This is a genomic window from Nocardioides sp. F233, assembly GCF_057813895.1.
Genome location: NZ_JBVASH010000007.1, coordinates 96,301 through 117,580, shown reverse-complemented (window position 1 = coordinate 117,580; position 21,280 = coordinate 96,301). Strand labels below are relative to the sequence as shown.

The window sequence follows — 21,280 nt, the reverse complement described above, 5'->3', positions numbered from 1 at the left end:
CGGGTCAGCCCCGCCGCGGCAGCCGTGCGCGGACGGCGCGCAGCGCCCGGTGGACGCGGCCGTCGGTGTCGCGCTGCCACCAGCACACGACCAGCGCACCGACCACACCACCGAACCCGAAGGACGTGATCGCGTGGAGCAGGACGTCGAAGACGTAGGGCCCGACGTCCTGCATCCGGCCCGGCCCGACGGCCCCGCCGGCGAAGACGGACACGAGCGCGAGGACGACCCCGGCGCTGATCCCGCCGGCGCACCCGCGGATCGCGGCGCGGTCCCAGGCGAGCACCGGCCGGTCGCGCTGGACCTGGCCGGCCACGAGGGCGGCGAGCAGGAGCGGGGTCAGCATCAGCCAGTCGGTCCACCAGGGTTGGCTGCCCTGGTCGGGCAGCGCGGCGAGCAACGGGAACATCGGCAGCGGGCCGAGCACGACGGCGGTCGTGGAGACGGTGGTGCCGGTGCCGACGGTGAAACCCGGACCGATCAGGTAGGCGCTGGAGAACAGCAGCGCGTTGGGGAGCAGCAGCAGGGTGAGCACGGTCATCAGCAGCACCGCGCCGGCGTCGGCGTGCAGCTGCGAGACCACATTGGCCGCCGTCGAGAAGTCGAGCACGAAACCCGCCACCAGCGCGACCAGGCAGATCAGCGCCCAGCGAGCGAGGATCCGGCGGGCGACGAGGGCGGAGTCGCGCACCGCCGGGGGTACGACGGGCAGCCAGATCGCCGCGCGACCCGAGCCGAACGCGATCGCCGGGCCACCGACACCGAAGCCGAGCAGGATCGACCACAGCACGACCCGGGCCTCGGACGGCGAGGAGGCGGCGGTGGCGGCGATCGAGGTCGTGAGGACGCCGACGACGGCGTACCCGACCGCGAACAGGCCGGCGGCGTACGGGACGGTGAGGTCACGGGCACCGTCGGCGATCCGGTCGGCGTCGGGGCCGTGGCCGGAGATCGACTCGCCGACCCGGTGCCCGACCCGCCAGACCACCCAGGCGCAGAGCAGGCTCAGTCCGAGCGGCATCGCGGTGATCCGGACGCCCTCGATCGCGACGGTGGAGCCGTGCGCCATCAGCCAACCGTGGGCGCCGACGCGCAGCGCACCGCTGGGCGCGCCCTCGCCGCCGGCGTCGGTGAGGAACCAGCCGACCACGGCGACCGCCATGCAGACCAGCAGCGGCGCACCCGCGGCGATCACGCCGCCGATGCTCGCGGTCGGCACCAGCGGCCGGGTCGTGGCCAGCTGGCGTCGCAGGTCGGCGTCCGAGGCTGCCCCGGAGCGCCCGGGTCCACTGCGGCGTGCCGGCGGCGACTGGAGGGACGTCATGGTCCGTCCATCTTCACGCGCCGGACCGGCCGGTTCGGCCCGCCACGCCGGGGAGGCCCGAGACGCGGCGACGAGACGACCGCCACCGCGACACGGGTTGGAGCCGGTGACCGCCGGCAGCGTAGGTTGGTGCGGCCATGACCGCGGACGACCAGGTGACCCCGAGCACCGAGCAGCCCCGGTCCGCCTACATCTCGAGCGCGGACCTGACGAGCAGCTTCGACGCCTTCTACAAGGACGCCCGCGACCGGCTGCTGCTGCAGACCTTCGCCCTGACCGGCGACCTCGCGGTCGCCCGGGGCGCGGTGCGCGAGGCGTTCGTCGTGTCCTGGCACCACTGGCGCAAGACCGGGCGGCTCCCCGAGCCGGAGTCCGCCGTGCGCCCCGACGCGTGGCGCAAGGCGCTGCGCCGCGCGAGCACCCGGCCCTGGCACCGCAAGAAGGACCTCGGCGAGGAGACCCGCCGTACCCTCGAGGCGCTCGGCGCCCTGCCGGTCGTCCAGCGCAAGGCGCTGCTGCTCACCCAGCTGGCCGCGGTGACCATGGAGGAGATGGCCCACGAGATCGGGCTGCCCGCCGAGGCCGCCGAGCGCGAGCTCCAGCAGGGTGCCGCCCAGTTCGCCACCGCGCTCGAGATCCCGACCTCCGCGATCCCCCTCGCTCTCAACGGCCTCGCCGACGCCACCCGGACGGTGACCTGGCCGCGGGTCACGATCATCCGCCGCGCCGGCGCCGCCCGCCGCCGCGCCCACACCGTCGTCGGTGGGGCCGTGGCCGTGGTCGCGCTCGTGGCCGGTGGCGCGATCGCCGCCGACAGCACGGGCGTGCGCCCGAGCCTGGACCGCGAGGGCCTGCCCGCTGCCGGCGGCCCGCCGCCGTCCGGGCCCGCCATCACCACGCTGCCCGACACCTCGCTGGTGCCGCTCGACGCCGTCCAGCAGGCCGTGACCGGCCGCGGGTGGCAGCAGGGCACGACGAGCGACAACTCCAGCGGCAACGGCCTGGTGCTGCCCTGCCAGCCGTCCAGGTACGCCGACCCGCAGGGCACCGCCGCCTGGGTGCGCACCTTCCGCGACAGCACCAGGCCCAAGGCGCCGCGCAACGTCGTCCAGGTCGCCGAGGCGTCCTCCTCCGAGCAGCGGGCGGTGCGCACCTACCGGCACGCCCGCCGCTGGTTCGCCACCTGCCCCTCCCCTGTCGAGGACGCGACCGCGGCCCCGCGCACCCAGCTGGTGAGCACCTCCGACCTGCCCGGCGTGGGCGACCAGTCGACGCTGTTCGTGCTGCGCTCGCGCGCCGAGGCGATGACGTACGTCGTCGGCGTGGCCCGCACCGGCCTGTTCACCACCGTCACCTCGCTGGCCACGACGATGCCGCCGGCGAAGGCCAACGGCGCCGGCGTCGCCCGGCTCCTGGCGACGGCCGTGACCCGGATCTGCGCGCTGCCCGACGCCGGGGCCTGCGCGACCCCGAACCCGAGCCCGGTCCCGCGCGCGCCGTACCCGACCGCCACGACCAGCTGGATGCTCTCCGAGATCGACCTGCCGCCGATCACCCCGGACCCCGGCCCGTGGGTCGGCACGCCGGCCGCCAAGCTCACCGAGGACCGGATCGACGCGGGCGCGATCGGCTGCGACACCGTGCACCTCTACGGCACGTTCCGCAACCAGGAGATCCAGGCCAACGAGTTCCGCACCTTCGTGTTCAGCGGCGCGAAGCTGCCGCCGCAGGTCGGCCTGACCCAGACGGTCGGCACCCTGCCGTCGGGCGCCGCCGGCGCGTTCGTGACCCGGTTCCGCGAGCAGATGGCCGCCTGCCCCGACCTCGACGCGACCGCCGGCACCGAGGTCGAGGAGCTGCTGAGCTCCGGCAAGGGCCCGCAGGCGCTGTCCGCCTGGCACCTCAGCACCGCGCTTCCCGGCGACCGCACCATCGAGTACGACGTCGCGGTGCTCCGCCAGGGCACCGCCGTGTCGGTCCTCGCCTACGTCGCGGCCCCCAAGGCGACCATGGCCAACGAGGACTTCGTGGCGCTCGCCCAGCGCGCCCTCGAGCGGCTGGCGCGCACGGCTCCCTACGCTCCGTAGCCGAGCCGGGAAAAAAGTCGAGAGGGCGTGCAACCGCCTTCCGCTCTCCGGCGTATCCACCTCGACAGATCCGCAATCGCGGTGGACGAGAGGAGGTCGACGTGGACGCAGCCGAGTTCGACGAGTTCTACGCGACCTCGTTCCGCCGGGTGACCGGGCAGGTCTACGCCATGATCGGCGACCTCGACGAGGCCACCGACTGCACACAGGAGGCGTTCGCCCGGGCCTGGGCGCACCGCCGCAAGCTGGACCGCGCGGACTTCCCCGAGGCGTGGGTGCGCACGACCGCCTACCGGCTCGCCGTGAGCCGCTGGCGGCGCCGCAAGCGCGGCGAGCGCTCCCCCGACCGGGCCCTGCAGCCCGTCGGTACGGCGGCCGCCGTCGACGAGTCCCACGTGGCCCTCGTCGCGGCCCTGCGCCAGCTCCCCGAGGCCCAACGCCAAGCGCTGGTCCTCCACCACATCGCCGATCTCCCGGTCCATCAGGTCGCGGCCGAGGTCGGCGTACCCGAGGGAACCATCAAGGCCCGGCTCAGTCGCGGCCGGGCGGCACTCGCCGCCCTGCTCGCCGACGAGCCCGGCCTGGCGGGAGGAGGTGCGACCCGTGCCTGATCACGACCCCATCGAGGAGCTCACCCGGTTCGGGGCAGAGCTCGGCCGCGCAGGAGGAGACATGCCGCTCTCTGCTGCCGACGTACGTCGCCGCGGCGACCGGATCCGCCGGCGTCGTACGGCGCTCGTGGCGGGCGGTGCCGCCCTCGCCGTCGCCGCCGTCACCACCCCGGTCCCGCTGCTCACCGGCCACCAGGGCACCGACAAAGACCTGGTGACCAAGGACCCAGCCCGCAGCGGCCCGCTGAGCCAGCACGACCTGCTCACCGACGACGACACCGTCTACAACGGCGTCGAGGACTGGTTCACCACCACCACGACCGAGGGCGACGGCCAGAGCGCGTTCCACCTGTGCGCCAGGGAGAGCCTCACCGACCTCGGCGCAAGTGCCGTGTTCCAGCGCGACTACGAGCTGCGCAACACCCAGGACCCGTCGGTCGAGATCACCGGCGACCACTTCGCCGAAGCGATCGCGCAGTTCCCGGACGCCGCGAGCGCGGCTACCGCCTACGACACCATCGCCGACTGGGTGCGGGACTGCTCGGAGCAGGTCGCCGCCACCGAGAGCCCCGACTACACCGCCTTCGACCCGCGGCCGGTCGACACCGGACTCGAGGACAGCGAGGCCCAGGTCATCGACGCCCACTACGGCCCGGTGCCGAAGTCGCTCGACGAGACCGGCGACCTGGCGTTCATCGCCGAGACCGGCCTGGTCCGGGTCGGCTCGCGGATCGCGGTGCTCGGCTCGTCCGTCATCGGGCAGGACTACGACTTCACCGACGGCACGCCCGTCGAGCGGATGATCCCGATCGCCGCGGACCGGCTCCAACCGGGTGCGAACGAGCCCACCGACCCGGCCGCCGCGCCCGGGACCCGGATCGCCGACGACTTCCCGCTCTCCTCCGGGTGGCCGGCGACGGGCAACGAGACCGACCAGCCGTTGACCGGCCCGATGCGCGGCCTGGACCCGATCGCTCTCGTCTCCTGCGACACCTCCGCGACCGAGCCCCGCCGCTCCGACCGGCTCTCCGCCGAGTGGGTCGACGTCGAGGACGTCCGCTTCCGGCAGGTCACCACCTACCCGAGCGAGGACGCCGCCGCTGAGGCTGCCGCGGCCATCGCCGCGGTCTACAAGGCCTGTCCCGAGGGACCGGCCGACCACGACGGCGCCCCACGCTGGGAGGTCCGCGACGTCGACGCCGGCGACGAGGCCTTCGCCGTCCTCGGCTGGCAGCAGCCGGCCGAGGGCGTCGGGATCACCCCGTTCGGCGACACCACGCTCGTCGTCCGAGTCGGTCGGGCCGTCCTCGTCGAGAACCGCGGCGGCCATGCGGGCAACCCGCAGGGCCGCGAGCAGGAGATCGTCGACGCGATCTCCACCGACGCAGCCCCGGTGATCGACGCGATGTGCGCGTTCACCGCCGCCGGCTGCTGACCCTCCCTCGCTCCCTCCCTCCCCCGAAAGGCACTCCCGTGCTCCTGCGCTGCGCCCTGCCCGCGATCTCCCTGGTGGCCCTCGCCACCCTCTCCGCCTGTGGCGACGACACCCCGGTCGCCACCGATTCGGCGCCGAGCCCCACGACCCTCACCGACGCGGTCCTGCTGACCGACGACGACACCGTCTACAGCGACGGCGCGGACTGGTTCCGCACCGGCACCGGCGACGAGGACCTCGACGGCAACGGCGACCTCGCCCACCCGTGCGTGCCCGACGGGCTCACCGGCACCGGCGCCACCTCCGTCGTCCGCGCCGACTTCGAGCTGCGCAACACCGACGACCCGTCGGTCGAGGTGACCAGCGACCTGATGGTCGAGCTCGTCGGTGAGTACTCCGACGACGCGGCCGCCGAGGCCGCCTGGTCGAGCGTCAACGGGCTGCTCGAGGAGTGCCGGGACCGGCCGGCCGCGATCACCGGCTACCGGGCGCTGCAGACCCGCAAGGTCAGCGTCCCCGGCGCGGATGCGGTGATCACCGACTCCCACTTCGGCCCGGTGCCGCCGGAGGTCGACCCGAGCGGCGACGCGGCGTACATCATGGAGACCGGCGTGCTGCGCCGGGGCAACCGGCTCGTGGTGCTCACGTCCGTCGTCGTCGGCCAGGACTACGACTTCGTCGACGGTACGCCGGTCGAGCGGATGCTCCCGCGCGCAGCGAGAGGGCTTGCCAAGAGCTGACCCGGAGCGGATCATCGAGTCATGTTCTGGTTGATCGCGATCCCCGTCGTCCTGGCCGCCGCCGCCCTGTGGGCCTGGGCCAACCGCAACGGTCGCCAGGCCGCCGCGATCGAGCAGGCCCACGAGGCCAGCAAGGCCGATGCCTCCACCTGGCGGGCGCCGCACTCCGGTGGGGGCCTGATCCCCTGAGCCCGCCCACGACACACGAAGGCCCGCCACCCCCTGACGGGGCGGCGGGCCTTCGTGGTGCTCAGGTCAGAGCGACTGCAGGATCTCCCGAGCCAGCGCGGCGGTCTCGGACGGCGTCTTGCCGACCTTGACGCCGACGGCCTCGAGCGCGTCCTTCTTCGCCTGGGCGGTGCCCGCGGAACCCGACACGATGGCGCCGGCGTGGCCCATGGTCTTGCCCTCGGGGGCGGTGAAGCCCGCGACGTAGCCGACGACCGGCTTGGTGATGTTGGCCTTGATGTAGTCCGCGGCCCGCTCCTCGGCGTCGCCGCCGATCTCGCCGATCATCACGATCACCTTGGTCTCCGGGTCCTCCTCGAAGGCCTGGAGCGCGTCGATGTGCGTGGTGCCGACGATCGGGTCGCCGCCGATGCCGATGGCGGTCGAGAAGCCGAAGTCACGCAGCTCGTACATCATCTGGTAGGTCAGCGTGCCCGACTTGGACACGAGACCGACCGGGCCCTTGCCGGCGATGGTGTGCGGCGTGATGCCGGCCAGCGACTCGCCCGGGGTGATGATGCCGGGGCAGTTGGGGCCGATCATCCGGGTGGACTTGCCCTGCAGGTACGACCAGACCTCGGCCGTGTCCTGCACCGGAACACCCTCGGTGATGACCACGATCAGCGGCATCTCGGCGTCGATGGCCTCGATCGCGGCGTCCTTGGTGAACGCCGGCGGGACGAAGAGGACCGACACGTTGGCGCCGGTCTCCTTCATGGCCTCCGACACGCTGCCGAAGACGGGCAGCTCGACGTCGGCACCGTTGGCGTCCTTGTGGGTGACGGTCGTGCCGGCCTTGCGGGCGTTGACACCACCGACGATCTCGGCGCCCGAGTCGAGCATGAGGGCCGTGTGCTTGGCACCCATGCCACCCGTGATGCCCTGGACGATGATCTTGCTGTCCTTGTTGAGGTAGATGCTCATGTTTCTCTGCTCTCTATCTCAGGCGTTCGCCAGCTCAGCGGCCTTGTCGGCCGCGCCGTCCATGGTGTCGACCTGCGTCACGAGCGGGTGGTTCAGCTCGTTGAGGATCGCGCGACCCTGCTCGACGTTGTTGCCGTCGAGGCGGACGACGAGCGGCTTCGTGGCCTTGTCACCAAGGAGCTCGAGGGCGCCCTTGATGCCGTTGGCGACCTCGTCGCACGCCGTGATGCCGCCGAAGACGTTCACGAAGACCGACTTGACCTGCTCGTCGTTCAGGATGACGTCGAGACCGTTGGCCATGACCTGCGCGTTGGCGCCGCCACCGATGTCGAGGAAGTTGGCCGGCTTCACGCCGCCGTGGTTCTCGCCGGCGTACGCGACGACGTCGAGGGTGCTCATGACGAGACCCGCGCCGTTGCCGATGATGCCGACCTGGCCGTCGAGCTTGACGTAGTTGAGACCGAGGTCCTTGGCCTTCGCCTCGAGCGGGTCGGCCTCCTCACGGATCTCGAACTCCTCGTGGTCGGGGTGCCGGACCTCGGAGGCGTTGTCGTCGAGCGACACCTTGCCGTCCAGGGCCTCGAGCTTGTCGCCGGCCAGGCGGGCCAGCGGGTTGACCTCGACGAGGGTGGCGTCCTCCTCGACGAAGACCTTGTAGAGGTCCTCGATCATCTTCACGGCCTGCTCGAAGACGGGCTCGGGGAACTTCGCCTCGGTCGCGATCTCGCGGGCCTTGGCCGCGTCGACACCCTTGCCCGGGTCGATGCCGATCTTCTTGACGGCGTCGGGGTTGGTCTTCGCGACCTCCTCGATCTCGACACCACCCTCGACGGACGCGATGCAGAGGTACTGGCGGTTGGAGCGGTCCAGCAGGAAGGAGAAGTAGTACTCCTCCTCCGGCGGGGTCGCCGGCGTCACCAGGACGCGGTTGACCGTGAGGCCCTTGATCTCCATGCCGAGGATGTTGGACGCGTGCTCGAAGGCCTCGTCCGCCGTCTTCGCGAGCTTGACGCCACCGGCCTTGCCACGGCCGCCGGCCTTGACCTGCGCCTTGATGACGGTCACGCCGCCGATCTGCTCGGCCGCGGCCCGCGCCTCCTCGGCGGTCTCGACGACCACTCCGAGGGTGGTGGCCACACCGTGCTTCGCGAAGAGCTCCTTCGCTTGGTACTCCATCAGGTCCACTGATACGTCCTCACGTCTTGGTCAGAGGTTCGGTGCACACAGCGGCACACCCCCGGGCACGATAGTCCTGACCCACCAGTAGGACGAGTCCGGGAACCGCTGGCTGGACCCGACGTGACAGGGGTCACGCGATTGGCGGGTTTCGGTGTTCGCCTGACTGTCCCCAGGAGCGGGATCTACGATTTCGGGGCCGTGCCGGCATCGGTTAAGGTCGGCACGCACGTTTCACCCGGCTGTCACCAGACGGCCACCTCGGCCGGAGCCGTCACTCGGGGCGCCAGCAGCTGGGCACAAGGGGCGAAGCGCGCCTGCACGATCGTCCCCCCAAGGAGTCAGCAGTCGATGGGTAACCACCGAGCGGACCACGACGCGCCGCGCCCGGAATCGACTCTCCGCTCCCCCTCTGCCGGATCGTCGTACGTCGGCAAGCGCGTGGCCAACCGCGTGGCGCCCCAGGAGACCCCGTCGGCGTACGTCGGCAAGCGGGTCGCCCGGCCCGCCCAGCCGGTCGAGTCGATCGTCGCTCCGGTTGTCGAGCCGGTCGTCGAGCCGACCCTGGCCGCCGAGGCCGTGGCCCCGGTCCGCTCCCTCGACCGGATGCCGACCGTCGAGCTGCCCGCCCTGCGCGACATCCCGCTCCCCGACTCCCTGTCGGACTCCTCGACCACGCTGCGCGCGGTCCAGCCGGCCGGCAAGCGTCGCGCCGTCAAGCACGCCGGCTCCCCCGGCCCGCTGTTCCGCGGCCTGCCCACCCTGCCCGTCGCCGTCGGTGTCGCCACGATCGCCATCGCGGTCGGCGGCGTCGTCACCTCCGCCGACCCGCAGCTGGCCTCTGCCGGTGACCGGCTCACCTCCCCCAACGCGCTGACCGGCTCGTTCGGCACCTCCGCGGTCGGCAGCCGTACCGCCATCGTGAGCCGCGACTCCGACCGCGACGCCCTCGCCCAGGGCGCCGACTCGGACCTGGTCAAGGAGGCCGAGCGATCCGCCGCCGAGCGCACCACCGCGCTCAGCGACCTGACCGCCAAGGCCCAGAAGGAAGCCACCGAGATCGCGCTCAACAAGTGGGTGCTGCCGCTCGACAGCTACCGCCTGACCGCGACCTTCGGCGAGTACGGCCTCTGGTCGAACTACCACACCGGCCTCGACTTCGCGGCCCCTCCCGGCACGCCGATCCGCGCCGTCGCCAACGGCACGGTCACCTCGGCCGGCTTCGACGGCGCCTACGGCAACAAGACCGTCATCACGCTCGACGACGGCACCGAGCTCTGGTTCTGCCACCAGACCTCCTTCAACGTCTCCGCCGGCGACACCGTCCGGGCCGGCGAGGTCATCGGGTACGTCGGCAGCACCGGCCACGTCACCGGCCCGCACCTGCACCTCGAGGTCCGCCCCGGCGGCGGCGACCCGGTCGACCCGGACGCGGCTCTGCGGCAGCACGGCGTTACCCCCTGACGACTGAGGTCGTCGAGTAGCCCGAGCCGCTAGGCGAGGGCGTATCGAGACGCCTTGCGTTCGTCGAGTAGCCCGAGCCGCTAGGCGAGGGCGTATCGAGACGCCTTGCGTTCGTCGAGTAGCCCGAGCCGCTAGGCGAGGGCGTATCGAGACGCCTTGGACCGGGGCGCTCGCCTGCCCCCGGTCACAGTTCCGACCTCGCCCCACCGCATCTCGATACGGTCGCCGCGACTTCGTTCCTGAGTCGCGCCGTCCTACTCGATGACCGATGAAGCTCTGACCGTCGCTTCGCTCCGGTCAGAGCTTCTCCACCGGCGCGTAGCGCAGCAGCAGCCGCTTGACGCCGTCGGAGCCGAAGTCGATCGACGCCACCGACTTCTCCGCGACCCCCTCGACCGACACGACGGTCCCGAGGCCGAAGGAGTCGTGGGTGACCCTGTCGCCGGGGGCGAGGACCGGGATGGCGCGGGCCGGCTTGGACTTGGCGGCGGCGTCGGCGCGAGCGGCCGCGGAGCTGAAGTTGCGGCGGCCGGCGGCGGTGGGCTGGCCGAAGCGGTTGCCGGCGTAGTCGTCGGAGCCACCCGAGCGCCCGGAGTCGTACGACGGCCGGGACCAGCGGGTCTGGTCGGCCTCGGTACGGCGCCAGTCGACGAGGTCGATGGGGAGCTCGCCGAGGAACCGGGAGCCGGGGTTCATGGCGGGCGCGCCCCAGGCCGAGCGGACCATGGCGCGGGAGACGTAGAGGCGCTGGCGGGCGCGGGTGATGCCGACGTACGCCAGGCGCCGCTCCTCCTCCAGCTCCGGGCGGTCGCCGAGGGCGCGGGAGTGCGGGAAGACGCCGTCCTCCATGCCGGTGAGGAAGACCACCGGGAACTCCAGGCCCTTGGCGGTGTGCAGGGTCATCAGGGTGACGACGCCCTTGTCCTCGGGGGCGTCCGGGTCGTCGTCAGGGGCGTCGGGGATCTGGTCGGCGTCGGCGACCAGCGCGACGCGCTCCAGGAAGTCGCCCAGGCCGGGCTCGAGGATGCCGGCGTCGACGTCGGCAGGGTCGGCCGAGGGGCCGGCGACGGGGTCCTCGGCGAACTCGCGGGCGACGGCGACGAGCTCGGCGAGGTACTCGAGCCGGGTCTCGTCCTGCATGTCGTCAGAGTTCTCGAGGCTGACGAGGTAGCCGGACCGGTCGAGCACCGTCTCGAGGATCACGTCGGGCCGCTCGCGGGCCTCGACCATCTGCTGCAGCTCCTGCAGCATCTTCACGAACGACTCGATGCTGGTCTGGCTGCGGGTGGCCAGGCCGGGGGCCTGGTCGGCGCGCTGGAGCGCCTCCCAGTAGGTGATCCGCTCCCGCTCGGCGAAGGCGCCGATCGCGGCCTCGGCGCGCTGGCCGATGCCGCGGCGCGGGGTGTTGACGATGCGGCGCAGCGAGACCTGGTCGTCGGGGTTGACCAGCACCCGGAGGTACGCGAGGGCGTCGCGGATCTCCTTGCGGTCGTAGAAGCGGGTCCCGCCGACGACCTTGTAGGGCAGGCCGGTGCGGACGAAGATCTCCTCGAACACGCGGGACTGCGCGTTGGTGCGGTAGAACACCGCGACGTCGGAGGGGCGCAGCCCGCCGTCGGTGAGCTTGTCGATCTCGCCGGAGACGAAGCGGGCCTCGTCGTGCTCGTCGTCGGCGACGTACCCGACGATCTTCTCGCCGTCGCCCGCGTCGGACCACAGCCGCTTGGGCTTGCGGCCCTCGTTGCGCTCGATGACCGCGTTGGCGGCGGTGAGGATGGTCTGCGTGGAGCGGTAGTTCTGCTCGAGCAGGACGGTCTCCGCGTCGGGGAAGTCCTTCTCGAAGTCCATGATGTTGCGGATGTCGGCGCCCCGGAAGGCGTAGATCGACTGGTCCGCGTCACCGACGACCATCAGCTCCGACGGCGCGACCCGGTGGGCCGGCAGGCCGTCGAGGGTGGTCGGGTCGTGCTCCTCGAGGTCCTGGCCGCAGAGCTGGTGGATGAGGGCGTACTGCGCGTGGTTGGTGTCCTGGTACTCGTCGACCAGGATGTGCCGGAACCGGCGGCGGTAGGTCTCGCGGATCTCCGGCTTGAGCTGGAAGAGCCGGACGGTCTCCATGATCAGGTCGTCGAAGTCCATGGCGTTCGCCTCGCGCAGGCGCCGCTGGTAGGACTTGTAAGCCGCGGCGTACGTCTCGTCGATCGAGTTGCGGGCCTCGGCCGCGACCTCGTCGGGCTCGCGCAGCTCGTTCTTCTGGTTGCTGATCCAGTGCAGCACCGGACCCGGCTGGTAGCGGCGCGGGTCGAGCTCGAGGTCACTGCAGACCAGCTGGATCAGCCGCTTCTGGTCCTGGGTGTCGTAGATCGAGAAGTTCGACTTCAGCCGCTCGTAGCCGAGGTGCTCGACCTCCTTGCGCAGGATCCGCACGCAGGCCGAGTGGAAGGTGCTCACCCACATGATCCGGGCGCGGTTGCCGATCAGGTCGGCGACCCGCTCCTTCATCTCGGCGGCGGCCTTGTTGGTGAAGGTGATCGCGAGGATCGAGCCCGGGTGCGCCTTACGGACGGCGATGGTCCAGGCGATCCGACGGGTCAGCACCCGGGTCTTGCCCGATCCCGCGCCGGCGACGACGAGCAGCGGTGAGCCCTCGTGCTTGACGGCCGCGCGTTGCGGTTCGTTGAGTCCCTCGAGGAGGGACTCGGCGGTGAGGGCGGACGGCGCGGCGGTGGTCTCAGTCATGCTCCGACCAGCCTACGGCGCCCCGCCGACGCCGGCGGAGCCGGATCAGCTGCTGTGGACAGGCGACCAGAGCACGGCGATGCAGACCTCGGCGACGGCCAGGACGAGCAGCCCGGCCCACAGGCCGTTGGGGATCTTCGCCTTGCGCATGTTGGCCATCACGAGCACCAGCAGCACCAGGCCGATGGCGAGCTTCACGCCGACCTTGGCGTGGTTGACCGGGTCGTCACCGCCCTCGAGGACACCGACGAGCAGCAGGCCCGCGAGGAACGCCGTACCGATGCCGTCGCGCATGACACCGGTGACCTTCTTGTCACCGGGGCCGGCCTGCGCCAGCAGCCCACCGATCAGGGCCGAGAAGCCCAGGATGTGGAGGATGAGCAGGATCAGGCGCAGGGTCTCCATGACCCGCACCCTATCCAGCCCGGAGCCCGGTTTCAGCGACCGGTCGCCGTGAAGTGCTGGTAGTCCTTCAGCGAGCTCCACGAGCCGCCCCACGACCAGCCGATCCGCGCGAACTCGCGCACGACGAGGTCGCCGGCATGGATGATGCCGGGCTGGGTCCGGGTGCGGTCGAGGTACGCCGACGCGCGCTCCGGCAGCACCACGTCACCCTTGCTGTAGGGGTTGAGGAACGGGTTGACGTCGATCGCGAGGCCGTACGCGTGGGCCGACCACGACGTCTGGCCGCGCGCCGCCCGGCAGACGAGTGCAGCGGTGTCGTTGCCGTCGCCGGTCGGCGGCGCCTCGAGGTCGGCGGTCGTCGGCAGCCGCATCTCCTCGATCGGGTAGCCGGCCGCGAACAGGGCCCGGAACACCGACACGACGTCGTCGGCCTCCGTGGCCGCGAGGACGAGCTCACCGGTGTGGGCGAGGCCGTCGAAGCCACGGAAGGAGACGGTGACGTAGGCCAGGTCGGCCAGCGCGACCGGGCAGGCGGGCGACCAGGTCTCCCCCATCCGCTCGCGGATCGCGTCGGTGACCGGGCCGACGCTCGCGCGGAACGCCCCGTCGACCGGCGCCGGGAGCAGGTCCGTCGTCGGGTAGCGCCGCACCCGCAGTGCCTTCGGCGTGGGCCGGATCTCGCCGAATCCCTGGGCGGTGCGCGGCAGGACGTGGACGCCCAGCTGCCAGGTGGAGTACGCCGGGCCGCCGCTCGGCGACGCGGTCGGGTTCGTCCCGGACGCGCCGGCCCGGCTGGAGGTCGGCGGGGCCGGGGTCGGCGCGGCCGTCGTACCGCTGGAGCACCCGCTGAGCAGCGCGGCGGCGAGGAGCAGCGCCGCGCCCCGGATCACAGCAGCCGCCGGTCCGAGGCCCAGCGGGTCAGCTCGTGGCGCGAGGACAGCTGGAGCTTGCGCAGCACCGACGACATGTGGGTCTCGACGGTCTTGATCGAGATGAACAGCTCCTTGGCGACCTCCTTGTAGGAGTAGCCGCGGGCGATCAGCCGCATCACCTCGCGCTCGCGCTCGGTGAGCCGGTCGAGGTCCTCGTCGACGCTCGCGAGGTCGGCGGAGAGACCGGCGCCGGCGAAGGCGTCGAGCACGAAGCCGGCCAGCCGCGGCGAGAACACGGCGTCGCCCTCGGAGACGCGGGTGATCGCGTCGACCAGCTCGGGGCCGGTGATGGTCTTGGTGACGTACCCGCGCGCGCCGCCGCGGACGGTGCCGATGACGTCCTCGGCCGCGTCGGAGACCGAGAGCGCGAGGAACCGGACCTCGCTGTCCTTGACCCGGCGGATCACCTCGACGCCACCGCCGCCGGGCAGGTGCACGTCGAGCAGGACGACGTCGGGCCGGTGCGCCACGACGGCGGCGACGGCCTCGTCGACGTCGGCGGCCTCGGCCACGACCTCGACCCGGCCGGCGCCCGTGGCGCCGAGCTCGGCGCTGACGCCGCGGCGGAACATGGCGTGGTCGTCGACGACGACCACGCGCACCGGGTCACTCATGGGTCTCCTTCGGGGTGTGGTCGAGGTGCAGCCGCACCTCGGTGCCCTCGCCGGGCGCGGACCTGATCTCGGCCCGGCCGCCGTGGCGCTCCATGCGGTCGATGATGCTGCGTCGGACGCCGAGGCGGTCCTCCGGGGTGGCGTCCGGGTCGAACCCGGCGCCCCGGTCGCGGACGAAGACGTCGATGCCGGCCGGGGTGATCTCGGCGTAGACGTCGACGCGCGGGACGCCGGCGTGCTTGGCGGCGTTGGTGGTCGCCTCGCGGGCCGCCTGGACGATCGGGCGGGCGGACTCGTCGTAGTCGCAGTCGCCGACGGCGACGACGTCGACGGTGACGCCATACGCGTCCTCGATCTCGGCGGCCGCGGCCCGCAGCGCACTCGCGACGGTGGCCTCGTCGAGCGACTCGCCGGCGTACAGCCAGGCCCGCAGGTCGCGCTCCTGGGCGCGCGCCAGGCGAGCGGCGTCGGCGGGGTTCTTCTGGATCAGGGCGAGGGTCTGCAGCACGGAGTCGTGCAGATGGGCGGCCACGTCGGCGCGCTCCTGGGTGCGCACCCGCTCGGCGCGCTCCTCGGTGAGGTCGGACATCAGCCGGTAGACGAACGGTCCGAGCACGATGGCGACGCCGAAGAAGGCGAGCACGATCGCCAGCGTCGCGTCGCGGGCGACGCTCAGCGAGCCGTCACGCAGCGTGAACAGGACGAGCGCCACGACGACGAGGACGACGCCGGCGCCGATCCGCGCCCACGCGGCCCAACCGCCGCCACCGAGGACCAGGCGGACCGGGTCGGCCTTGCCGGTGGCGTCGAGCCAGCGCTCGCGCTGCGCCTCGTCGGCCTGGCGCCACAGCAGCGCGACACCGACGACGGCGATGCCGAGCGGCCAGATCCACCAACCGGTGCCGAGCAGCGCCTCGATCGTGAAGACCGCGCCGATGCCGAGCACGGCGAGGGTGATCACCGGGCCGACGTCGGAGAGCCGACGGCTGCGGCGGCCGGGGCGGCGCCCGTCGCGGGTCGCGCTCGCGAGGCCGGGCGCGAGGTACTCCGCGGGCGGGCCGGCGGGCAGCAGGATCCACAGCGCGGCGTACACCATGACGCCGGATCCGCCGATGACCGTCGCGATCACGAAGGCGGCCCGCACCAGGAGCACGGACAGGCCGAGGTGGGCGGCGAGGCCGGCGGCGACGCCGCCGATCATCGGCTCGCGCAGGTCGCGCCAGGCCCGCCGTACGTCGCGGGGCGGCGTCGGCGGAGCGGACAGGGGCGCAGTGGTCGTCATGGTGCTCCCATCGTCACACAGCTGATCCGGCGCCAGCAGGGGGAACGACCCTGAGCCGACCCTGACCCCTTCCCCGGGGAGATGCGGCAGGATCAGGGCTGTCCCCGATGGTCCACGGGCCATCCACCGACCACGCTTGAGGACATGAACGCACCCACCGACACCGAGCAGACCGGCCCCGGCCGGGAACCCGGCGACCACGGCCCGCGGGTGACCCGCGACGAGGTCCGCGACCTCGCCCGGCTCCGGCGCAGCCGCGACGACCGCAAGGTCGCCGGTGTCGCCGCGGGTATCGCGCGGCACCTCGACATCGACCCGCTGCTGGTGCGGATCGCGTTCGTGGTCCTCACCTTCTTCGGTGGCGGCGGCCTGATCCTGTACGCCGTGTGCTGGCTCTTCGTGCCCGAGGAGGGCACCGAGGACACGGTGATCCGCGTCGACGAGGGCATCCGCACCGCGGCGCTGATCATCGGCGGCGTGGTCGCCATCGCCTCGGTCATCGGCGACACCGTCGGTGGCCCGGGCTTCCCGTGGCCGCCGCTGGCGATCGGGCTGATCCTGATCGTCGTGCTCGCCGGCAAGAACGCCGTCAAGCCCGGTGGCCCCCCGCACCCGTGGCTGCGCGGCACCCCGGTCGCCCCTCCGCCGCCGCCGTCCCCGTCGCCCGAGCCGGGTGCGACCTACTCGGCGTACCGGACCCCGGCGCCGGCGTACCGACGCCCGGTCGACCCGCGCAAGCGCGGCCCGCTGCTGTTCCCGTTCACCCTCGGCCTGGCCGCCCTCGGCCTGGGCACCCTCGCCACGCTGGACCTGGCCGGCGCCGACATCATCCCGTCGGCGTACCCCGCGACGGTGCTGGGCGTCACCGGCCTGATGCTGCTGGTCGGCGCGTTCTACGGCCGGGCCGGCGGCCTGATCCTGGTCGGCCTGCTCGCCGCTGGAGCCACCGCCGTCACGTCGGTGGCCGACAGTGTCGAGGTCGGACAGGAGCGCCCACCGCTGCAGCAGGCGTCGGACCTGAAGAGTTCCTACGACCTCGGCGTGGGCGAGATCCGGATCGACCTGAGCGACATCCGCGACCTCGACGCACTCGACGGGAGGACGCTCGACCTCGAGGTCGGCGTCGGCCACATCCTGGTGATCGTGCCGAAGGACGGCCTCAACGTCGAGGCCCGCGGGACCGTCGACGCGGGCGAGGTCGCCATGTTCGGCAAGACCACCAGCGACGACGCCAGCGGCGACAACGGCACCGTGGACGGTGCCCCGACCCTGACCATCAACGCCGACCTCGACCTCGGCCAGATCGAGTTCCGGAGCGCAGCATGAGCTACGACGAGCACACCACGGAGATCCCCCACGAGGAGCGACCCGCCGACACCGACACAGGTCGGCGGTCCGGGTGGCACCGGGTCAACACCGGCCACCTGGTCATGGGCGTCGCGTTCACCGGCCTGCTGGTCGTGTGGGCGCTGGCCACCAGCGACACCGTGCAGATCGAGAACAACGGCTGGATCATGGGCCTGCCCTGGCTCGCGGCCGGCGCGGCCGGGCTGATCGCCTCGGTGCTCCGCGGCCGACACCACGACCAGGGCTGGGACCAGCAGGGCTGGGACCAGCAGGGCTGGGACGGGCACCAGATGCGGGGCTGGCAGTGACGCTCCCCCAGCTGACCGGGCTGGCCTCGCTCGTCGCCCTCGAGCACCCCGAGCTGGTCGCGCCGCCGGTCGCCGCGGCCCTGGCCGCGTGGCCGGGTGCCGAGCGGATCGCGGTCGTGGAGATCGATCCCGAGCACGCCGACACGGCCGTGATGAGCGCGGCATACGACCTCCCGATGACGGCCGGCGCCAACTGCGTCCTGGTCGCCGGCAAACGGGAGGGCGAGGAGCGGATCGCCGCCTGCCTGGTCCGGGCCGACACCCGCGCCGACGTCAACCACACGGTCAAGCGGCTGCTCGACGTACGCAAGCCGTCGTTCCTGCCGCTGGAGCGGGCGGTGGCCGAGTCGGGGATGGAGTACGGCGGCATCACGCCCGTCGGGCTGCCGGCCGGCTGGCGGCTGCTCGTCGACGCCCGGGTCCCGGAGATGGAGCTGGCCGTGATCGGCTCGGGACTGCGTCGCTCCAAGCTGCTCGTGCCCGGGGACCTGTTCGCACAGGCCCCCGGCGCCGAGGTCGTCGAGGGGCTCGCCGCCTTGTAACTAAGTGTTACGTACCGTTTTGAACGGTCAAACGCCCGAAAACCGCGACGTAACACTTAGTTACATGTGACGCAGCGCGTCAGTGGTCGAGGCCGGTGACCCGGATGCCCGAGTGGGTCTTGTACTTCCGGTTGATCGAGATCAGCACGGCGGTGAACGGCTCCAGGACGCGGGCGAGGCGGAGCTTGCCGCCGTCGACGCCGGGGCGACCGGTCACGGACGCGGCGAGGTCGATGGCGACCTGCTTGCCCTCGAGGGAGTCGCCGACCACGATCACGTCCTCGTCGAGGAACTCGTCCTCGCCCCACAGCGCGGGGGCGGCGACGTTGTGGAAGGCACCGACGACGGTGGCCTCGGGGGCCAGCTCGGCGGCCGACTCGGCAGCCGAGCCCTCGCCGCCGTTGATGACCTGGCCGTGCGCGCCCCGCTTGTCGAAGGCGAGCGGGTTCACGCACGAGATCACGGTCTTGCCGTCGAGCGCACCGCCGGCGGCGAGGGAGGCGACCAGCTCGTCGTGGCCGTCGTACGGCACCGCGAGGAGGACGACGTCCGCGGCGGCGATCGCGTCGGCGTTGGCGGCACCGCGCGCGGTACCGGCACCGTCGACGGACGCGAGCCGCGAGGTCACCTCGGCCGCGACGGCCTCGGCCTTCTCGGCGGCGCGGGAGCCGAGGACGATGTCGTGGCCGTGGCGGGCGAAGCGGTAGCCCAGGCCCTTGCCCTGCGGGCCGGTGCCGCCGATGACGGCGACGGTGTAGCGAGTGGGGGCGTTCTCAGAAGTCACGCTTCCTCCTATCACGCGGGCGGCAGGCGCCGAGGCCCGTCTCACCCACGACAACCATGGACATTGTGACAGTATTACTGTCACAGTTGTGCTGTCGGTGACGAATCACCGGCACCTCGTCACCGTGGCCGCGAGGCCGGAAGGGACTGTTCATGAAGCTGTCGATGCCCCTCGTCTACGCGGGGAACCCGCGCGAGTCGGCCGACCAGGTCGTCGCTCTGGAGAAGGCCGGACTGGACACGATCTGGGTCGCCGAGCCGTACGGGTTCGATGCCCCCACGCTGATGGGCTACCTCGCCGCGAAGACCGAGACCGTGGAGATCGGCGCCGGCATCCTCAACGTCTACTCCCGCACCCCGGGCGCCCTGCTGCAGACCGCGGCCGGCCTCGACAACGTGTCGGGCGGCCGGGCGGTGCTCGGCCTCGGCGCGTCCGGTCCGCAGGTCATCGAGGGCTTCCACGGCCTGCCGTACGACCGCCCGCTGACCCGCACCCGCGAGGTGATCGAGGTGCTCCGGGCCGGCCTGCGCGGCGAGCGCCTCGACTTCCAGGGGAAGACGATCCAGGTCCCCCTCCCCGAGGGCCAGGGCCTCGGGCTCGGCAAGCCGCTCAAGCTGCTCAACCGGCCCGAGCGCGCCGACCTGCCGATCTGGGTCGCGGCCCTCGGCGACAAGAACGTCGCGATGACCGCGGAGGTCGCGGACGGCTGGCTGCCCTTCCTCTACTACCCCGAGAAGGCGAAGGGCGTGTGGGGCGAGTCGCTCGCAGCCGGCGCCGCGAAGCGCTCGGCCGACCTCAAGCCGCTCGAGATCTGCGCCGGCGGCATGGTCGCGATCGGCGAGGGCCCCGAGACCAAGGCGCTGCTCGACTTCATGCGCCCCCTCTACGCGCTGTACGTCGGCGGCATGGGCGCGCGGGACAAGAACTTCTACAACCAGCTGGCCTGCGAGTACGGCTTCGAGAAGGAGGCCAAGGAGATCCAGGACCTCTACCTGTCGGGCAAGAAGAAGGAGGCCGAGGCGCTCGTTCCGCTCGAGTGGCTCGAGGCCGGCAACCTGGTCGGCCCGGCGTCGTACGTCCAGGAGCGGATCGCCGCCTTGAAGGAGTCCGGCGTGACCAACCTGTCCGTCTCGCCGGCCTCGGACGACCCGGCCGGCACCATCGCGCAGATCAAGGAGTGGGTGAGCTGATGCCCGAGCGTCCCAGCATCTACGAGACCGAGCACGAGGACTTCCGCAAGACCGTCCGCGCGTTCCTGGAGCGCGAGGTCGTCCCCTTCCACGCGCAGTGGGAGAAGGACGGCATCGTCAGCCGCGAGGTGTGGCGCAAGGCCGGCGAGGCCGGGATCCTCAGCTTCGAGGTGCCCGAGGAGTACGGCGGCCCCGGCATCAAGGACTTCCGCTACAACGCGATCGTGGCCGAGGAGTGCGCCCGCGCCGGCGCCAGCGGCCCCGGCTTCGCCGTCCACACCGACATCATCGTCCCGTACCTCGTCGCCATCGGGAACGAGGAGCAGAAGCAGCGGTGGCTGCCCGGCACCGTCAGCGGCGAGATCATCACCGCGATCGCGATGACCGAGCCGGGCGCGGGCTCGGACCTGCAGGGCATCCGCACGACGGCGGTCGACAAGGGCGACCACTACGTCCTGAACGGGTCGAAGACGTTCATCAGCAACGGCATCCTGTCCGACCTGGTCATCGTCGTCGCGAAGACGAACCCGGAGGCGGGCGCCCACGGGATCAGCCTGCTGGTCGTCGAGGAGGGGATGCCGGGCTTCACCCGCGGCACCAACCTCGACAAGCTCGGCCTCAAGGCCCAGGACACCGCGGAGCTGAGCTTCGACAACGTCGAGGTGCCGAAGGCCAACCTGCTGGGCGAGGAGGGCCAGGGCTTCATCTACCTGATGCAGAACCTGCCCCAGGAGCGGGTCTCGATCGCCACGATCGCCATCGCCGCGATCGAGCACGTCCTCGACCTGACCCTGGACTACGTGAAGACCCGTGAGGCGTTCGGCAAGCCGATCGGCAAGTTCCAGAACACCCGTTTCACGCTGGCCGAGATGGCCACCGAGGCCTACATCGCCCGGGTGTTCGTGAACCACTGCATCGAGCAGCTCAACAAGGGCGAGGTCGACACCGCGCTCGCGTCGATGGCCAAGTGGTGGACCACCGAGCTGCAGAAGAAGATCGTCGACCAGGGCGTGCAGATGCACGGCGGCTACGGCTACATGCTCGAGTACCCCATCGCCAAGGCGTACGCCGACACCCGGATCCAGACGATCTACGGCGGCACGACCGAGATCCAGAAGGAGATCATCGGACGTTTCCTCGGCCTCTGA

General features: G+C 72.0%; 20 protein-coding genes. 11 read left to right on the top strand and 9 right to left on the bottom strand.

What is annotated here, in order from left to right; translation table 11 throughout:
• Positions 1–4: 4 nt before the first annotated feature.
• Positions 5–1,324, bottom strand: a complete 1,320-nt coding sequence (locus ACZYRU_RS23240) for a cell division protein PerM (RefSeq protein WP_488959475.1) — start codon at positions 1,322–1,324, stop codon at positions 5–7.
• A 137-nt stretch (positions 1,325–1,461) separates the two neighbouring features.
• On the opposite strand from ACZYRU_RS23240, the gene ACZYRU_RS23235 reads away from it, so the two are divergent.
• The 5 genes from ACZYRU_RS23235 to ACZYRU_RS23215 all read left to right on the top strand — a co-directional run bounded on the left by ACZYRU_RS23235 (position 1,462) and on the right by ACZYRU_RS23215 (position 6,386).
• Complete coding sequence (locus ACZYRU_RS23235; RefSeq protein WP_488959474.1) at positions 1,462–3,411, top strand: hypothetical protein; 1,950 nt, start codon at positions 1,462–1,464, stop codon at positions 3,409–3,411.
• A gap of 101 nt (positions 3,412–3,512) precedes the next feature.
• Positions 3,513–4,022: an RNA polymerase sigma factor gene (locus tag ACZYRU_RS23230; RefSeq protein ID WP_488959473.1), complete on the top strand. Its 510-nt coding sequence runs from the start codon at positions 3,513–3,515 to the stop codon at positions 4,020–4,022.
• Complete coding sequence (locus tag ACZYRU_RS23225; protein ID WP_488959472.1) at positions 4,015–5,457, top strand: hypothetical protein; 1,443 nt, start codon at positions 4,015–4,017, stop codon at positions 5,455–5,457. Before ACZYRU_RS23230 ends, ACZYRU_RS23225 begins: the two co-directional genes overlap by 8 nt.
• A gap of 38 nt (positions 5,458–5,495) precedes the next feature.
• On the top strand, positions 5,496–6,197 hold the full coding sequence (locus ACZYRU_RS23220) for a hypothetical protein (protein ID WP_488959471.1): 702 nt from the start codon (positions 5,496–5,498) through the stop codon (positions 6,195–6,197).
• Between the two features lie 21 nt (positions 6,198–6,218).
• Entirely contained in the window at positions 6,219–6,386 is a 168-nt protein-coding gene (locus ACZYRU_RS23215; RefSeq protein ID WP_488959470.1) for a hypothetical protein, read from the top strand.
• 66 nt (positions 6,387–6,452) lie between these two features.
• Here ACZYRU_RS23215 and sucD read toward each other — a convergent pair whose 3' ends face one another.
• Together sucD and sucC are read right to left on the bottom strand one after the other, a co-directional pair.
• Positions 6,453–7,349: a succinate--CoA ligase subunit alpha gene (gene sucD, locus ACZYRU_RS23210; protein WP_488959469.1), complete on the bottom strand. Its 897-nt coding sequence runs from the start codon at positions 7,347–7,349 to the stop codon at positions 6,453–6,455.
• An 18-nt stretch (positions 7,350–7,367) separates the two neighbouring features.
• Positions 7,368–8,534: an ADP-forming succinate--CoA ligase subunit beta gene (sucC, locus tag ACZYRU_RS23205; protein ID WP_488959468.1), complete on the bottom strand. Its 1,167-nt coding sequence runs from the start codon at positions 8,532–8,534 to the stop codon at positions 7,368–7,370.
• A gap of 342 nt (positions 8,535–8,876) precedes the next feature.
• Between sucC and ACZYRU_RS23200 the strand changes: the two genes are divergently transcribed.
• Positions 8,877–9,989, top strand: a complete 1,113-nt coding sequence (locus ACZYRU_RS23200; protein WP_488959467.1) for a M23 family metallopeptidase — start codon at positions 8,877–8,879, stop codon at positions 9,987–9,989.
• Positions 9,990–10,286: 297 nt separating this feature from the next.
• On the opposite strand, the gene pcrA is transcribed toward ACZYRU_RS23200, so the two are convergent.
• Genes pcrA through ACZYRU_RS23175 form a run of 5 tightly spaced genes read right to left on the bottom strand, consistent with a single transcriptional unit; the run spans position 10,287 to position 15,961 of the window.
• The gene (gene pcrA, locus ACZYRU_RS23195; protein WP_488959466.1) at positions 10,287–12,728 is read right to left on the bottom strand and encodes a DNA helicase PcrA; all 2,442 of its coding nucleotides are present in this window, start codon (positions 12,726–12,728) and stop codon (positions 10,287–10,289) included.
• A 45-nt stretch (positions 12,729–12,773) separates the two neighbouring features.
• A complete protein-coding gene (locus ACZYRU_RS23190) occupies positions 12,774–13,133 on the bottom strand; it encodes a hypothetical protein (RefSeq protein WP_488959465.1) in 360 nt (119 codons plus the stop codon).
• Positions 13,134–13,165: 32 nt separating this feature from the next.
• Positions 13,166–14,023 (bottom strand): M15 family metallopeptidase, encoded by an 858-nt coding sequence (locus ACZYRU_RS23185; RefSeq protein WP_488959464.1) that lies wholly within the window; start codon positions 14,021–14,023, stop codon positions 13,166–13,168.
• Positions 14,020–14,679 (bottom strand): LuxR C-terminal-related transcriptional regulator, encoded by a 660-nt coding sequence (locus ACZYRU_RS23180; RefSeq protein WP_488959463.1) that lies wholly within the window; start codon positions 14,677–14,679, stop codon positions 14,020–14,022. The genes ACZYRU_RS23185 and ACZYRU_RS23180 overlap by 4 nt, the downstream gene beginning before the upstream one ends.
• Positions 14,672–15,961: an ATP-binding protein gene (locus ACZYRU_RS23175; RefSeq protein ID WP_488959462.1), complete on the bottom strand. Its 1,290-nt coding sequence runs from the start codon at positions 15,959–15,961 to the stop codon at positions 14,672–14,674. The genes ACZYRU_RS23180 and ACZYRU_RS23175 overlap by 8 nt, the downstream gene beginning before the upstream one ends.
• Positions 15,962–16,105: 144 nt before the next feature.
• Between ACZYRU_RS23175 and ACZYRU_RS23170 the strand changes: the two genes are divergently transcribed.
• The 3 genes from ACZYRU_RS23170 to ACZYRU_RS23160 are packed head-to-tail and all read left to right on the top strand — an operon-like array spanning position 16,106 to position 18,158.
• Positions 16,106–17,287, top strand: coding sequence for a PspC domain-containing protein (locus tag ACZYRU_RS23170; RefSeq protein ID WP_488959461.1), 1,182 nt, complete (start codon positions 16,106–16,108; stop codon positions 17,285–17,287).
• Positions 17,284–17,616, top strand: coding sequence for a hypothetical protein (locus ACZYRU_RS23165; protein ID WP_488959460.1), 333 nt, complete (start codon positions 17,284–17,286; stop codon positions 17,614–17,616). Before ACZYRU_RS23170 ends, ACZYRU_RS23165 begins: the two co-directional genes overlap by 4 nt.
• On the top strand, positions 17,613–18,158 hold the full coding sequence (locus tag ACZYRU_RS23160) for a YbaK/EbsC family protein (RefSeq protein ID WP_488959459.1): 546 nt from the start codon (positions 17,613–17,615) through the stop codon (positions 18,156–18,158). Before ACZYRU_RS23165 ends, ACZYRU_RS23160 begins: the two co-directional genes overlap by 4 nt.
• Before the next feature lie 79 nt (positions 18,159–18,237).
• Here ACZYRU_RS23160 and npdG read toward each other — a convergent pair whose 3' ends face one another.
• Entirely contained in the window at positions 18,238–18,942 is a 705-nt protein-coding gene (gene npdG, locus ACZYRU_RS23155) for an NADPH-dependent F420 reductase (protein ID WP_488959458.1), read from the bottom strand.
• Positions 18,943–19,094: 152 nt separating this feature from the next.
• Between npdG and ACZYRU_RS23150 the strand changes: the two genes are divergently transcribed.
• Together ACZYRU_RS23150 and ACZYRU_RS23145 are read left to right on the top strand one after the other, a co-directional pair.
• A complete protein-coding gene (locus tag ACZYRU_RS23150; RefSeq protein ID WP_488959457.1) occupies positions 19,095–20,132 on the top strand; it encodes an LLM class F420-dependent oxidoreductase in 1,038 nt (345 codons plus the stop codon).
• A complete protein-coding gene (locus ACZYRU_RS23145; protein WP_488959456.1) occupies positions 20,132–21,280 on the top strand; it encodes an acyl-CoA dehydrogenase family protein in 1,149 nt (382 codons plus the stop codon). The genes ACZYRU_RS23150 and ACZYRU_RS23145 overlap by 1 nt, the downstream gene beginning before the upstream one ends.

What these genes read in the sequence shown, in the direction of transcription:
- ACZYRU_RS23240 (WP_488959475.1), bottom strand. Translation starts at nt 1,324, where the DNA reads ATGACGTCCCTCCAGTCGCCGCCGGCACGCCGCAGTGGACCCGGGCGC.
- ACZYRU_RS23235 (WP_488959474.1), top strand. Translation starts at nt 1,462, where the DNA reads ATGACCGCGGACGACCAGGTGACCCCGAGCACCGAGCAGCCCCGGTCC.
- ACZYRU_RS23215 (WP_488959470.1), top strand. Translation starts at nt 6,219, where the DNA reads ATGTTCTGGTTGATCGCGATCCCCGTCGTCCTGGCCGCCGCCGCCCTG.
- sucD (WP_488959469.1), bottom strand. Translation starts at nt 7,349, where the DNA reads ATGAGCATCTACCTCAACAAGGACAGCAAGATCATCGTCCAGGGCATC.
- ACZYRU_RS23200 (WP_488959467.1), top strand. Translation starts at nt 8,877, where the DNA reads ATGGGTAACCACCGAGCGGACCACGACGCGCCGCGCCCGGAATCGACT.
- pcrA (WP_488959466.1), bottom strand. Translation starts at nt 12,728, where the DNA reads ATGACTGAGACCACCGCCGCGCCGTCCGCCCTCACCGCCGAGTCCCTC.
- ACZYRU_RS23190 (WP_488959465.1), bottom strand. Translation starts at nt 13,133, where the DNA reads ATGGAGACCCTGCGCCTGATCCTGCTCATCCTCCACATCCTGGGCTTC.
- ACZYRU_RS23180 (WP_488959463.1), bottom strand. Translation starts at nt 14,679, where the DNA reads ATGAGTGACCCGGTGCGCGTGGTCGTCGTCGACGACCACGCCATGTTC.
- ACZYRU_RS23175 (WP_488959462.1), bottom strand. Translation starts at nt 15,961, where the DNA reads ATGACGACCACTGCGCCCCTGTCCGCTCCGCCGACGCCGCCCCGCGAC.
- ACZYRU_RS23170 (WP_488959461.1), top strand. Translation starts at nt 16,106, where the DNA reads ATGAACGCACCCACCGACACCGAGCAGACCGGCCCCGGCCGGGAACCC.
- ACZYRU_RS23165 (WP_488959460.1), top strand. Translation starts at nt 17,284, where the DNA reads ATGAGCTACGACGAGCACACCACGGAGATCCCCCACGAGGAGCGACCC.
- ACZYRU_RS23150 (WP_488959457.1), top strand. Translation starts at nt 19,095, where the DNA reads ATGAAGCTGTCGATGCCCCTCGTCTACGCGGGGAACCCGCGCGAGTCG.
- ACZYRU_RS23145 (WP_488959456.1), top strand. Translation starts at nt 20,132, where the DNA reads ATGCCCGAGCGTCCCAGCATCTACGAGACCGAGCACGAGGACTTCCGC.